We start from the raw sequence: 13,430 nt of genomic DNA, 5'->3' as shown, positions 1-13,430 counted from the left end.
AAGGTACTTATGATAAGATACTAGAAACAATAGAGATCTTTGATAAGTATAAAGTAGAATACAATATATTGACTGTAGTAACTTCTTATGTAGCACAAAATATAACAAGTATATATGAATTTTATAAAGAAAAGAATTTTTCATACCAACAATATATACCGTGCTTAGATCCTATAGGTGAAGAAAGAGGAGGTCATGAGTATTCACTTACTCCTAAGCTTTATGGACAGTTTTTAAAAGACTTATTCGATTTATGGTATGAGGATATGAAAAATGGAAGATTTGTATATAATAGATATTTTGAAAATATAGTAGGCATAATAAAAGGGTTTAGGCCAGAAGCTTGTGGTATGATTGGTCATTGTACGATTCAAAATGTAATAGAGGCTGATGGTAGTGTATATCCTTGTGATTTTTATGTATTAGATGAACAAAAGATAGGAAATCTAATAGAAGAAGATTTTGAAGATATAGAAAGAAAAAGAAAAGAAAGTAAATTTATATCATCATCATTAAAGGTAGATGATAGCTGTATGGAATGTAAGTGGAAAAACCTATGTAGAGGTGGATGCAGAAGAGATAGAGATGAAAATATGGATGGAAATTTATCGCTAAACTATTTCTGTGAATCTTATAAGGAATTTTTCGAGTATGCAATTGATAGACTAGTAAAATTTTAAAACAAAGTTATAGAAGATAAAATAGGATTTAAAAATATATATTTAGAGAAGTCTAAAAGAGAGTATGTTTTAAAGCATGCTCTCTTTACTAATTTTAATGATATATTAATATTTACTTAATATATTGGTTACATAAAATAGTAGAAATTTTATAATAAAAATAGTGTAATGATTAAGAAGTAATTAATTGAATTGGTTATGAAAAGCCGTATCATAAATAAATGATACGGTTTTTATATGTCTTACTAAAAATAAAAAACTATAAGTTAAGGTATGCAATTAAAAATTATATACTAAATTTAAAAATTTTTATAAATTTGGATAGAAAATTAAAACTTAAAGCTAATTAATATATGTAATAACTTACATAGGAGGAATAAATGAAAATTAACGAAAAAAACTTTATAAAGTTTTTAAAAAAGAAAAATGAAAAAGCATTAGATTATGTAGTAGATACATATGGAGGACTGATAAAATCCATTGTAAATAAGCATCTATATAATTTAAAGGATTACAATGAGGAATGTATCCACGATATATTTTTAGCTGTTTGGTATGGGGTAGACCAGTATGATACTGAAAAGGGAGATTTTAAAAATTGGATAGCAGCAATTGCTAAATATAAATGTATTTCATACAAAAGAAAATACTTAGAAGAATATTCAATTCAAGACTTAGAAAGTATAGAAATTACAGCTGATAATATTGAGATAGAGATTGAACAACAAGAATTGAAAAAAGAAGTAGATAACTTATTAGATAGTTTAAAGCCAGAAGATAAGAAAATATTTATAGAGTACTATATTGAAGGAAAAACAATAAAAGAGATTTCTTCTAGTATGAATATTAAAGATGAGAATATATACAACAGAATTTCTAGAGGTAAGAAAAAATTAAGAATGTTATTTGGAAATAAATAAAGGGGTGATACATATGAAGGATTGGTTAGAATTATTAAATGATACAAAAATTGATTTAAATGAGTATAAAGAAGAAGATTTAAATGATATAGAAAAGAAGAAAATAAAAAGTAGTCTGAAAAAAAGCATACAAACATCAAACGCTAATACTAGTAAAAAGATAGCAGTGGCATCCTTGGCGATAATATCATTAATAGGTATAAAAAATAATGAAGCTATTGCAGATAAATTTGAAAAACTACTAAGTAGGAATCCCATAGAAAACTTTAAAAGTTATGAGGATATTGAAACAAATAATTATAGAACAGTTGTGGATCAGCAAGTAACAGACAATGGATTAACGATTACTATTAATGAAGTAATATTTGACTATAAGAATATAATAATTACTTATACTTTATCAAGCAATAGTATCGATACTGAAAATATAGAGGGAATATACCCTAAGGTATTTATAGATGGAAAAGAAATTAAAAGAAGAGGTATGTCAGGTACATATAGTGACAAAGGTGAAAACTTAAAACAATTTGTTTTAGAGCCAAGGGAACATCTAAACAAAGTTGGGGAATTTGATATGAAGATAGTAATTGGTGGTAAAGACGATTTTGAGCCAGATAAGATTATAGAAGAAGGAAAATGGGAGTTTAACTTTAAAGCTAGTAATGAAGCTATAAATGAAGTAACTAAAGAGATTAATATAAATAAGGTAATTAATTTATCGAATGGAGGAAGTATATCCATTGATCAATTGATTATGACACCTATATCTACAACAGTAGAATTTTCAACAAAGAATTTATCAGAAGATGATTTAGAAAAAAGGATGAGTGTAGGTTGTATCTTAGAAGATCAAGATGGAAACACTATAGAGGATATTGGAACAAGTGATTCATACGATTATCTTGAATCAAAAGGGATAGCAAGAGCTAGATTTAAAAATCTTAAAAAAGAGGTTAAAAGTATAAAAATAAACCCAATTATGCTCTTTGATTTATATTACTATGAAGATAATACTTATAATAAAGAATTAAAAGAACATGTAATTGAAATAGATATAAATAAGTAGCTAAAATAAATAAAGATACACAACGCTAAATAGCATAAACAGGGGATGGAATTTGTCAATATGAGTAGAATATGATATTATATAAGCCTAAAAGGAATTCTCTATCTTTTAAAAAGAGAGAATTGAAAATAATGAACGGAGGATATATAACAATGGAAAATTTACCAAATTGCCCAAAATGTAATTCAGAATATACTTATGAAGATGGAACACTTCTTGTTTGTCCAGAATGTGCTCATGAGTGGGCTGCAGGAGCAGAAACAGAAGAAGATACAAATATAATAAAAGATGCAAATGGGAATATATTAAATGATGGAGATGCTGTAACAGTAATCAAAGACCTTAAAGTAAAAGGAAGTTCATCATCTATAAAGATAGGAACAAAAGTAAAAAGCATACGTTTAGTTCCTGATGCAGCTGACGGACATGATATAGAGTGCAAGATAGATGGTTTCGGAGCTATGAAACTAAAGTCTTCAGTTGTTAAAAAAGCATAATACATTAAGCTAGGCGTTAAGCCTAGCTTTTTTATATAATTTATAATAAAAAGATAGGTGATTAGATGGAAATATATGCAATAGGGCATTCAAATTATCAACTTGAAAAGCTTGTTGATATGTTAAAAAAGTATAATATAGATGTTGTAGTAGATATTAGAGAAACGCCATATTCAAAATATAATGTTCAGTACAATAAAGAAGTCTTTCAAGAGAGTCTTAAGAAACAAGGATTTAAATATATTTATATGGGAAATGAATTTGGAGCTAGAAGAAATGATAAAAGTACTTATACAAAAGAAGGATATGCAGATTTTGAGAAGGTAGCAAAAGAAGATATTTTTTTAGCAGGAATAGAAAGACTAGTAAAAGGATGCAAAATGGGTTATAAAATTGCACTACTAGGTGCGATGCAAGATCCAATAAGATGTCATAGGAGTATTTTATTGGGTAGAGTGCTAGAACAAAGGGGATTTAATATTAAATATATAATGCATGAAGGTAATTTGAGTTGCCAAGAGGATATAGAAGAATCATTGCTTGAGAAATATTTTGCAGAGAGAAATCAATTAAGTGTAGATAATTTACTAGGCAATGCGGTAACAAGAGAAGACATGTTACAAGAAGGTTATAGGCTAGCAAATAAAGAAATAGGATATAGAACTGAAAATATAAACAAATAAAAAATAAAAAGAGTCAACTATACTGTGACTCTTTTTATTATATTTTTTATTTCACTCGGATGGTCAATAACATACTTCGGATTATAGCTTTCTAGCTCTTCACGAGTTCTAAATCCCCAAGTAACACCTATAGTATCCATACCAGCACTGATACCTGTCATCATATCAGTATTAGTATCACCAATATATAAACAGTCTTCGGGCAAGACATTTAATTCTTTTGCAGTGATAACTGCACCTTCTGGATCTGGTTTTCTTTTGACACTATCCATCTGTCCTGCTACTCGATTAAAATATTTTTCACCAAAAACTCCATTTACATTATCAAGAGTTCTCTCGTGAGGTTTATTAGATAAAACAGCTATTTTAATATCATTATCTTTTAGATAAGATAGCATATCATTAACCCCTTCATATGCTTTTACTTCATGCATACAATGTATTTTAAAATTATCCATGTAAGTTACAAGGCTGTCTTCATAGTGATATAATTCCGTATCACCACAGTGAATCAAAGCTCTTTCCATTAATTTTTTATATCCATCACCAACAAACTTCTTATAAAGTTCTTCATCTATAGGACCTAAGCCATACTTTTCTAAAGTTAAATTAGTAGTATAAGAAATAGCGCTTATAGAATCAATCAAAGTACCATCTAAATCAAAAATACAACATTGATACATTTTATACTCCCCCTTATTATTTTAAATTCGTACTAAATTGTACATATATGTTTAAATATTTAAATTATAGATCTTATTAATTATAATGTATATTATAACTTGTCATCAGCAATAGATTGTTCATGTCTAGAACATTTTCTTTATTATTTATGATATAATCCACAATCTTTTTTTCTGAATTAAAGAAATTATTATAATAAGAAAACTTTCTACGTTCACTATATTATGATGATAAAATTTTGTCAACTTTATATATATGAAAAATTTTTTCTTGTCTCTAAATAAAAATAAATAGTATATCTTAGTGTAATTAAACTAAGATATTATATTAAATAATAGCGTTTGCAACTTTAAATTTGATATAATTAAGAAAGATATGAAATATTTGCAGATTATTGTTGAATTATAAATATATAACACATATTAACCTTTGAAAGGAGAAAATGACTTGATAAATATTTACAAAATGTTTTTAGAAAACATACCTTGGCCAGTATGGATTGAAAGTATTGATTCTAAAATTATATTTTTAAATAAGAATTACGAGAGTATATACAATGTTAAGCTACAAGATGTCATAGGAAAAACCAATCTAGAAGCATTTCCAAAAGAAACAGCACAAATATATGATAAACAAATACAAATGTGTTTACAACGTGAAAGCATACATATAGTAGAAGGAAAAATTGAAAATTCCATTGTGGAATGCTATATATTCCCTATAAAAGATGAAAACAATAAAGTTCAAGGAGTAGCAGGAGTAATAATAGATGTGAGCAATACAAAAGAAAAACAAATAGAAATAGAAAAACAAAAAAATATTCTAAGAACTATTATTGATGCAGTTCCTGAAGCTATTTTCTATAAAGATGAAGAGAGTAGATTCATAGGATATAATAAAAACTTTGAAAATTACTATAATAAAAGAGGTGTTACAGAAATACTTGGAAAGACTGACTTAGATATTTATGGTAATAAAGAAGTAGCCTTGAACTTTTTAAAACAAGATAGAGGGATCATGAAGAGTAAGGAAGCTAGATACTTTGAGTATTCCGTTAAAGACAACTTAGGAAATGAAAGAATAGAAGAGAATGTTAAAATTCCGGTAATTGATGATAGTGGCAATTGCTGGGGTGTAGTTGGTATGTCTAGAGATATAACAGAAAGAAAGAATATAGAAGAACGATTAAGGTATCTAAGTGAAATAGATATACTTACAGGTTTATATAATAGATACAGCTTTGAAGAAAAAATAAAAGAACTAAATCATGAAAAATATCACCCTTTAGGTATTATTATGGGAGATGTTAATGGACTTAAAATAGTAAATGATACCTTTGGTCACTTAGAAGGAGATCAATTACTAAAAGATATGTCTGATGTGTTAAAAAAAGTGTGTGATGGAAAAGGATATGTATTTAGATGGGGCGGAGATGAGTTTATAATTTTAATTCCAAATTGTAATGAAATTCAGTGCGAAGAAACTATCGAAAATATAATTTATGAGTGTAATCAAAGTACATATAAATATGTTAGGTTAAGTATTGCACTAGGAGAAGCAGTTAAACTTGATTTAAAAGAAGATATTTATGAATGTATAAAAAAAGTAGAGGACAAGTTATATCGTCAAAAACTTCTAGAAAAAAAGAGTATCAAAAGCTCAATTTTAGAATCTCTTAAAAAAAGTTTAGAAGAAAAAAATATGGAGACTAATGAGCATACAGAAAGAGTGGTAAAGTATGCATTGGTAGTAGGAAGATGCCTAAAGTTTAAGATGTCAGATTTAGATGAATTAACTTTGGTTGCCAAATTACACGATATAGGTAAAATTGGTATCAGTGAAGATATACTTCTTAAACCGGGTAGACTTACATTAGAAGAGTTTGAAATAATGAAGACACACACAGAAAAAGGATATCGTATAATAAATGCTTCAAGTGAGCTTGGTAATGTTGCAAAATGTGTACTTACACACCATGAAAGATGGGACGGTAAAGGATATCCATTAGGTCTAAAAGGTGAAGAAATTCCTATAATATCAAGAATTATAAGCATAGTAGATGCTTATGATGTTATGACTACGGATAGAGTATATAAAAAAGCTATGACTAAAAAAGAGGCTATATATGAACTAAATAGATGTTCTGGAACGCAGTTTGATCCATATATTACTAAGAATTTTATTAAATACATAAGAGAACTGGCTTAAAATATTATATTTTAAGTCAGTTCTCTTATATTATGTTCTAAATTTTGTAATATATTTTTGGAAATTCCACTTAAATAAAAATTCTTTAGCAGAATCATATCCAGATTGATATAGATCAAGGATTGTGTCATGAGAAACATTAAAATCTGTAGTCTTAACATCTAAGCTTGGGATGTTAACGATTCTAACAGCATCCTTATCTTTTAGATAGACATCTTCGTTTTGGGTCAAAGAAGTCTCTATTACATCAAACATATAAGAAACTAAATTAGTGTCAGTTGTAGAAGTATCACCTTTATTATTGCTAGATAAATTTAGTCCAAATGTAGGCCATCTAGGAGAACCTTCAACATCAAATATCCATATTGGAAAGTTACTTACCAATCCACCATCAACTATAAAACTTGAGTTATCCTGATCCTTAATTACTACAGGATCATAATAAAAAGGAATACTAAGGCTCATTCTAACTGCTTTTGAAATTTCAAAATCCATAGGATCTATGTTGTAATTTACCAAATCATCCGGAAGTATAACAAGTCTTTTTCTAGTAACATCAGAAGCGATTACCTTAAGGTTACTTTCTCCATTTTGAGAGATATCTTTAAACTTTGTCTTACCCTTAGCTTTAAATTTTTCATATAAAAATTCTTCAATAGCATCACCTTTATATATGCCCTTAGTAACTAAAAGACTTGCAAATTGACCGATTAGAGGTATAGATTGTAGCTTACTTTTATCATTAAAAATATTGTAATCTAAGGATAAACATATTTCTTTTACTTCATCCCCAGTGTAACCTACAGCAATTAGAGAGGCGATTATAGCTCCAGCTGAAGTTCCAGCAACTCTTTTCCACTTATATCCATATTCTTCAAAACAACATACTGCACCAGCAAGAGCTATACCTTTAATCCCCCCTCCTTTACATACTAAATCTGCATTCATATATCAATTCACCGCCATATAGTAAATAGTTATCATGATATATACTATGAAATATTAGTTAAATAGGTATACTTTCTTAGCTAAATAATTAGGGAAACCTAATTTACTAGATTTTAAAGGTTTAAAGTATCTTTTTATATTTTGAAAATTATTCATTAGATGATATAATGTCAATATATTGGGAGGTGATATAATATGTTAAAAAAGATATCTTTATTAAAAGAATTAGCATCAAAGATAGGTCGTAAAAAAGCTTATGAGTTATTAGAAATGGTTGAAGGTAGCGAAGCATTTATAGCTGAAGTTAAAATAACTAAAGCGGGGATCGAATCTAAAAAGGAAGAAATAATGCTAAAAGACAATCAAAAAATAGTACTTGAATATATTGAAGATTAATATAGATAATTTAATTAAGACAGCATGTTAACAAATTAAAATTTTAATTTGTTAGAATAGGAAGGGCACAAAATAATGAAAAAAGAAAATATTATCACTACAATAAAGGAATATAGTATTGTAACTTTAGGTGTTATTTTAGTAGCATTTGGTATTCAATACTTTTATGCTCCAAACGAAATTGCAGGTGGAGGATTAAGTGGATTAGCATTAGTAATTAATAATTATGTACCTGTACTATCTGTAGGTACAATAATATTTTTAGGGAATCTAGTTTTATTCATAATATCTTTTATACTAATAGGTGGAGATTTTGGATTTAAAACTATATATGCAAGTTTTGCGCTTTCTTTAGTTATGGATATTATGGAAAAAGTATTCCACTCTTATGCTCTTACAACAAATTTATTCTTAGCTGTGATATGTGGAACATTAATTATAGCAAGTGGACTAGCAATTGCATTTGCAATTAATGCATCTACTGGAGGAACAGATATACTTGCAAAAATACTAAATAAGTACTCTACTATTGATATAGGTAAATCATTATTATTTGTAGATTTATTTGTAGTAATATGTGGTGGTATTACATTTGGTCTTGATAAAGGTATATTCTCATTAATAGCCGTTGTTATTAATGGTTTATTAGTAGATAAGTTAATACATATTATCGAAAAGAAACAAAAAGAGAAAGAAATACAATTAGAAAACGTATCTTAATAGAAAAGCAGATACAGTAGATCGAAGATTACTGTATCTGCTTTTTTAATATATACTCTAATATGAGAGTTTTATAAATAACAGCTTGAAGATAAATATATTTATTTTATTTTATCTTTGTCCCAAATAAATAACTTTTCAGAGTTATTTAGGGAACCAAATAAGTTTTTCTTAACACCAGGCATATCTTTATTTAACTTAGCAATAAGTTCTTTTATATCTTGTCTATTAGTATGACCATCAGCAGGACAAGGATTTTTTATTACTGGATAATTATAATCTACAACTGCTTTTTTAGTCATATATTCTTCTATATAAACCATAGGTCTTATTATTGTTAGGTCTTGTTTGTCCATATGGCTCTTTGGTGAGAAGCAACTTACTCTTCCTTCGTATAGCATAGACATTAAAAATGTTTCTACTGCATCGTCTTTATGATGACCTAAAGCTACCTTAGTGCAACCTAGCTTTTTAGCATTAGAATTTAAGGCACCTCTTCTTAGATTAGCACATAAAGAACATGGATTTTTTTCTTTCCTAATATCAAATACTATCTCTTTGATATTAGTTTGAACTTCATAAAAAGGGATATCTAAGTCTTCACATAATTTATATAATGGAGAGTTATCTACTCCTCCGGGGTTAAGTGTGATAGCGATTAATTCGAACTTCTGAGGTGAAAATCTTTGATAGTTTTTTAATATATGAAGTAATGTTAAACTATCCTTACCTCCAGATAGACCTACGGCTATCTTATCATTTTCTTGGATCATATCAAAATCTTGTATAGCTTGGCGAGCTTTACTAAGAAGTTTTTGCATAAGTAATTTACCTCCTGTGATATATACACACTTAAGAATTCCTAAGATATATTTAAGCTACATAATTTAAAATAAAAAATAACTCACATATTATAACAAACTTACTCTTAGTAAACAATAATAATAAATGAGATAAACCTATCAGTATTAATCAGAATATTTACAAAATATGAAATTTAATATATAATTCATATATAAGTAATATATATATATAACGTCTAAAGAAAATCTTTAGACGTTTTTTTATATAAAATGAGAGTAACATTTATTTAATATCAAGTATAATATTACCATGGAAATAAAATTAATTAAGAGTAAAATTTTTTTGGGGGGGAATAAAATATGCAAAAAGTAGAAAGTTTTAAATTAGACCATACAAAGGTTAAAGCACCTTATGTAAGAAAATGTTGTGTATTAGATGGTACGAATGGAGATAAGGTTACGAAGTTTGATTTGAGATTTTTGCAACCAAATTCTGAGGCATTTGGAACTGCTGCAATACACGGTTTGGAACACTTATTAGCAACTTATTTAAGAGAAACATTAGAAAATATAATAGATTTATCTCCTATGGGATGTAGAACAGGATTTTACCTAATAATGTGGGGAGATGTAGATCCAGCTCAAGTAAAAGATGGCTTAGAAAAAGCTTTAAAAATGGTTTTAGAAGTCGATGTAATGCCAGCAGCTACAGCTGTTGAATGTGGAAATTATAAAGACTTATCTTTATTTGGAGCAAAAGAATATGCTAAGGATGCTTTGGAAAAAGGATTCTCGCTTAATATATATGGAGAATAATCATGAATGAAGACTTTGTAAATCTAATTGATATAAATGAAGATGAAGTTTTGAGATATTTAGAGTACAAAGGACAAGACATTGATGATAAACTCAACAGTATTATAAATGAATGTAGAATATTAACTAAAGAAAAAATAAATCCTCGATATATATCGAGGGTTTATTCTATAAGGAAATATATATTGGGAGATGACAAATTTATTCAGCTTGAAGGAACAAATCTAAGATTATATAGTGATGATATATATGAACTATTAAAAAACTCTGATGAGTGTATACTTCTAGCTTGTACATTGGGCATAGAGATTGAAAAGGAAATAAGAAAATACTCATACATGGATTTGACTAAGGGGATAATAATTGATTCATGTGCAACTACAGCGATAGAAGAAGTATGTGACTTGGTACAGAAGAAGATAGAAGATAATTTGTTAGAAGAAGGTAAATATATAACTACTAGATACAGTCCGGGATATGGAGATCTACCAATAGATAAAAATGTAGATATTATAAACATACTAAATGCACAAAAAGTGATAGGACTTACTATTACAGATAGTGGAATAATGATTCCTAGAAAATCCGTAGTCGCTATTATAGGGATTACTAATTCGTTAATTAAACAAGAAAAAAATTTATGTGAGAATTGTGAGCATAGAATGACATGTAAATTCAAAAGAGAGGTTGATGGTTGTGGATATAAGAGAACACATAAAGGATAACATATTAATATTTGATGGGGCTATGGGTACAATGCTTCAGAAAAAAGGATTACAAATTGGAGAAAATCCAGAAATATTTGGACTTAAGAACCCAGATAAACTTATAGAAATACACAAGGAATATTTGATTGCAGGAGCAAACGTAGTAACAACTAATACATTTGGAGCAAATGAACTTAAGTTAGATAAGTTAGGGTATACTGTAGAAGCAATAGTGGGAAATGCTATATCAGTAGCAAAAAAAGCAATAGATGAAGTGGATAAATCTAAGCCTAGATACGTAGCTTTAGATATTGGTCCTATCGGGGAGATGTTGGAACCAATGGGTACATTAAGTTTTGATAGAGCCTATGAGATATTTAAAAGACAAATATTGCAAGGGGTAAAATCAGGAGCAAATCTTATTATTATAGAGACTATGATGGATCTTTATGAAGCAAAAGCCGCCGTATTGGCAGCAAAAGAAAATTCTAATCTTCCTGTATTTTGTACTATGACCTTTGATGAAAATGGAAGAAGTTTTACAGGTTGTACACCAGAAAGTATGATTGCAACTATACAAGGACTAGGTGTAGATGCAATAGGAGTTAACTGCTCATTAGGGCCTAGACAGTTGCTACCAATAGTAAAAAAAATATCAGAAAGAGCAATTGTACCAGTAATAGTACAAGCTAATGCAGGGCTTCCTAGAATAGTGGATGGTCAAGCTTTATATGATGTAGATGCTAAAGAATTCTATGAGGGTGTTGAAGCATTTATTGGGGTAGGAGCTTCAATTATTGGAGGTTGTTGTGGTACCGATCCAGATTTTATAAAAAAAATATCTGATAATATAAATAGTGTTGAAAGAAAAATAATAGAAAAAAATAATAAATGTGTAGTGTGCTCACCATCTAAATATATAGAGATAGATGGTCCAATAGTGGTAGGAGAAAGACTGAATCCAACAGGAAGAAAACCTCTAAAAGATGCTCTGAAAAATGAAAATGTAGACTATATTATAAATCTAGCATTGGAGCAAATAAACGGAGGGGCAGAAATTTTAAATGTAAATGTAGGATTACCAGATATAGAAGAAAAGAGAATAATGCCAAAAGTATTAAAAGAGATTCAAGCAGTAGTTGATACACCTCTACAAGTAGACTCATCTAATATAGATGCCCTAGAACAAGGATTAAGATACTATAATGGAAGAACAATAGTCAACTCTGTAAATGGAAAAGAAGAGTCACTAAATAGTATATTACCAATAGTAAAAAAATATGGAGCTTGTGTAGTAGGACTTGCTCTAGATGAGAATGGAATTCCAGATACAGCGAAAGGCAGATTTGATATAGCAAAAAAAATAATAGATAGAGCGGTTTCTTACGGTATAAGAAAAGAAGATATATTTATAGATTGTCTATCCTTAACTGTATCAGCACAACAAGAAGAGGCTGTAGAAACTTTAAAGGCAATAAAGATGATAAAGGAAAGTTTAGGTGTAAAAACAATACTTGGAGTATCTAATATATCATTTGGAGTTCCAAATAGAAAGGCTCTTAATCATACATTCTTATCTTTAGCATTAGGAGCTGGGCTAGATTTAGCTATAATAAATTCTAATGAATCTAGTATGATGGAAGTTATTAATTCATTTAGAGTAATAAAGAATATAGATAAAGGATGTATTAACTATATAAATAAGTATAGTGGCGTTGTTTTATCTAATAAAATTGAGAATAATACAGGTGGTGGATCAAACCTATCGCTAACAGAAATAGTGGAAAGAGGTCTTAAGGAAGAAGCAAAAAATGTAACTCTTAGCTTGTTAGAAGAAAAGGATGAAAATTATATTTTGGATGAAATATTAATACCTGCTCTGGATTCTGTAGGTAAAAAGTATGATGGAGGAGAGATTTTCTTGCCTCAGCTGATACAATCAGCAGAAACAGTAAAATCATCACTCAACGTAATAAAGGAAAAGTTGTTATCTAAGAGTGATAATAGTGTATCCAAAGGAAAAATAATAGTAGCTACAGTGAAGGGTGATATTCACGATATTGGAAAAAATATAGTTAAGATCATGCTAGAAAACTACGGTTATGAAGTGATAGACCTAGGTAAAGATGTACCTATAGAAAATGTAATAAGAACAGCGAGAGAAAATGAAATAAAATTAGTGGGGCTAAGTGCTCTTATGACGACTACAGTACAAAGTATGAAAGACACAATACAATCTTTAAGAGATAATAATATAGATGCTAAGGTTTTTGTTGGTGGAGCTGTACTTACAGAGGAATAC

At 28.5% G+C, this 13,430-nt stretch carries 14 protein-coding genes; 11 read left to right on the top strand and 3 right to left on the bottom strand.

Features of this window, described 5'->3' with window-relative positions; genetic code table 11:
- From CHL78_RS17540 to CHL78_RS17520, 5 genes are all read left to right on the top strand, one after another.
- Window positions 1–680 (top strand): SPASM domain-containing protein (locus CHL78_RS17540; protein WP_116041635.1); only part of this gene is annotated, 680 nt, incomplete at its 5' end.
- A gap of 380 nt (window positions 681–1,060) precedes the next feature.
- Window positions 1,061–1,600: a sigma-70 family RNA polymerase sigma factor gene (locus tag CHL78_RS17535; protein ID WP_094367948.1), complete on the top strand. Its 540-nt coding sequence runs from the start codon at window positions 1,061–1,063 to the stop codon at window positions 1,598–1,600.
- A gap of 13 nt (window positions 1,601–1,613) precedes the next feature.
- Window positions 1,614–2,666: a DUF4179 domain-containing protein gene (locus tag CHL78_RS17530; protein ID WP_094367949.1), complete on the top strand. Its 1,053-nt coding sequence runs from the start codon at window positions 1,614–1,616 to the stop codon at window positions 2,664–2,666.
- 152 nt (window positions 2,667–2,818) lie between these two features.
- Window positions 2,819–3,163 carry a zinc ribbon domain-containing protein YjdM gene (locus tag CHL78_RS17525; RefSeq protein WP_094367962.1) on the top strand — a complete coding sequence of 115 codons (345 nt, stop codon included), beginning with the start codon at window positions 2,819–2,821 and terminating at the stop codon, window positions 3,161–3,163.
- 65 nt (window positions 3,164–3,228) lie between these two features.
- Complete coding sequence (locus CHL78_RS17520; RefSeq protein WP_094367950.1) at window positions 3,229–3,846, top strand: DUF488 domain-containing protein; 618 nt, start codon at window positions 3,229–3,231, stop codon at window positions 3,844–3,846.
- 17 nt (window positions 3,847–3,863) lie between these two features.
- Here CHL78_RS17520 and CHL78_RS17515 read toward each other — a convergent pair whose 3' ends face one another.
- Window positions 3,864–4,529, bottom strand: coding sequence for an HAD family hydrolase (locus CHL78_RS17515; RefSeq protein WP_094367951.1), 666 nt, complete (start codon window positions 4,527–4,529; stop codon window positions 3,864–3,866).
- A 448-nt stretch (window positions 4,530–4,977) separates the two neighbouring features.
- Between CHL78_RS17515 and CHL78_RS17510 the strand changes: the two genes are divergently transcribed.
- Window positions 4,978–6,738 carry a sensor domain-containing diguanylate cyclase/phosphohydrolase gene (locus CHL78_RS17510; RefSeq protein ID WP_243446475.1) on the top strand — a complete coding sequence of 587 codons (1,761 nt, stop codon included), beginning with the start codon at window positions 4,978–4,980 and terminating at the stop codon, window positions 6,736–6,738.
- A 30-nt stretch (window positions 6,739–6,768) separates the two neighbouring features.
- Here CHL78_RS17510 and CHL78_RS17505 read toward each other — a convergent pair whose 3' ends face one another.
- Window positions 6,769–7,686, bottom strand: a complete 918-nt coding sequence (locus CHL78_RS17505; RefSeq protein ID WP_094367952.1) for a patatin-like phospholipase family protein — start codon at window positions 7,684–7,686, stop codon at window positions 6,769–6,771.
- Between the two features lie 195 nt (window positions 7,687–7,881).
- On the opposite strand from CHL78_RS17505, the gene CHL78_RS17500 reads away from it, so the two are divergent.
- Entirely contained in the window at window positions 7,882–8,082 is a 201-nt protein-coding gene (locus CHL78_RS17500) for a hypothetical protein (protein ID WP_094367953.1), read from the top strand.
- 75 nt (window positions 8,083–8,157) lie between these two features.
- Window positions 8,158–8,802 (top strand): YitT family protein, encoded by a 645-nt coding sequence (locus tag CHL78_RS17495; RefSeq protein WP_094367954.1) that lies wholly within the window; start codon window positions 8,158–8,160, stop codon window positions 8,800–8,802.
- Window positions 8,803–8,903: 101 nt separating this feature from the next.
- Here the strand turns inward: CHL78_RS17495 and CHL78_RS17490 are convergent, their stop codons facing one another.
- Window positions 8,904–9,623, bottom strand: a complete 720-nt coding sequence (locus CHL78_RS17490; RefSeq protein ID WP_094367955.1) for a tRNA 2-thiocytidine biosynthesis TtcA family protein — start codon at window positions 9,621–9,623, stop codon at window positions 8,904–8,906.
- A gap of 342 nt (window positions 9,624–9,965) precedes the next feature.
- Here CHL78_RS17490 and CHL78_RS17485 point away from each other — a divergent pair, with 342 nt between their 5' ends.
- The 3 genes from CHL78_RS17485 to CHL78_RS17475 form a co-directional block, all read left to right on the top strand.
- Window positions 9,966–10,421 (top strand): S-ribosylhomocysteine lyase, encoded by a 456-nt coding sequence (locus tag CHL78_RS17485; RefSeq protein WP_094367956.1) that lies wholly within the window; start codon window positions 9,966–9,968, stop codon window positions 10,419–10,421.
- A 2-nt stretch (window positions 10,422–10,423) separates the two neighbouring features.
- Window positions 10,424–11,146, top strand: coding sequence for a vitamin B12 dependent-methionine synthase activation domain-containing protein (locus CHL78_RS17480; protein WP_094367957.1), 723 nt, complete (start codon window positions 10,424–10,426; stop codon window positions 11,144–11,146).
- Window positions 11,112–13,430 (top strand): homocysteine S-methyltransferase family protein (locus tag CHL78_RS17475; protein ID WP_334294187.1); only part of this gene is annotated, 2,319 nt, incomplete at its 3' end. The genes CHL78_RS17480 and CHL78_RS17475, both read left to right, overlap by 35 nt.

Origin of the sequence: Romboutsia weinsteinii (assembly GCF_002250835.2) — a bacterium.
Lineage (GTDB): Bacteria > Bacillota > Clostridia > Peptostreptococcales > Peptostreptococcaceae > Romboutsia_A > Romboutsia_A weinsteinii.
The sequence above is the reverse complement of the archived record's forward strand: the minus strand, read 5'-3'. Positions and strand labels throughout refer to the sequence as shown.

Excerpts from the sequence above, each read along its gene's own strand:
- CHL78_RS17535 (WP_094367948.1), top strand. The coding sequence starts at position 1,061 with ATGAAAATTAACGAAAAAAACTTTATAAAGTTTTTAAAAAAGAAAAAT.
- CHL78_RS17530 (WP_094367949.1), top strand. The coding sequence starts at position 1,614 with ATGAAGGATTGGTTAGAATTATTAAATGATACAAAAATTGATTTAAAT.
- CHL78_RS17525 (WP_094367962.1), top strand. The coding sequence starts at position 2,819 with ATGGAAAATTTACCAAATTGCCCAAAATGTAATTCAGAATATACTTAT.
- CHL78_RS17520 (WP_094367950.1), top strand. The coding sequence starts at position 3,229 with ATGGAAATATATGCAATAGGGCATTCAAATTATCAACTTGAAAAGCTT.
- CHL78_RS17515 (WP_094367951.1), bottom strand. The coding sequence starts at position 4,529 with ATGTATCAATGTTGTATTTTTGATTTAGATGGTACTTTGATTGATTCT.
- CHL78_RS17505 (WP_094367952.1), bottom strand. The coding sequence starts at position 7,686 with ATGAATGCAGATTTAGTATGTAAAGGAGGGGGGATTAAAGGTATAGCT.
- CHL78_RS17500 (WP_094367953.1), top strand. The coding sequence starts at position 7,882 with ATGTTAAAAAAGATATCTTTATTAAAAGAATTAGCATCAAAGATAGGT.
- CHL78_RS17495 (WP_094367954.1), top strand. The coding sequence starts at position 8,158 with ATGAAAAAAGAAAATATTATCACTACAATAAAGGAATATAGTATTGTA.
- CHL78_RS17490 (WP_094367955.1), bottom strand. The coding sequence starts at position 9,623 with ATGCAAAAACTTCTTAGTAAAGCTCGCCAAGCTATACAAGATTTTGAT.
- CHL78_RS17485 (WP_094367956.1), top strand. The coding sequence starts at position 9,966 with ATGCAAAAAGTAGAAAGTTTTAAATTAGACCATACAAAGGTTAAAGCA.
- CHL78_RS17480 (WP_094367957.1), top strand. The coding sequence starts at position 10,424 with ATGAATGAAGACTTTGTAAATCTAATTGATATAAATGAAGATGAAGTT.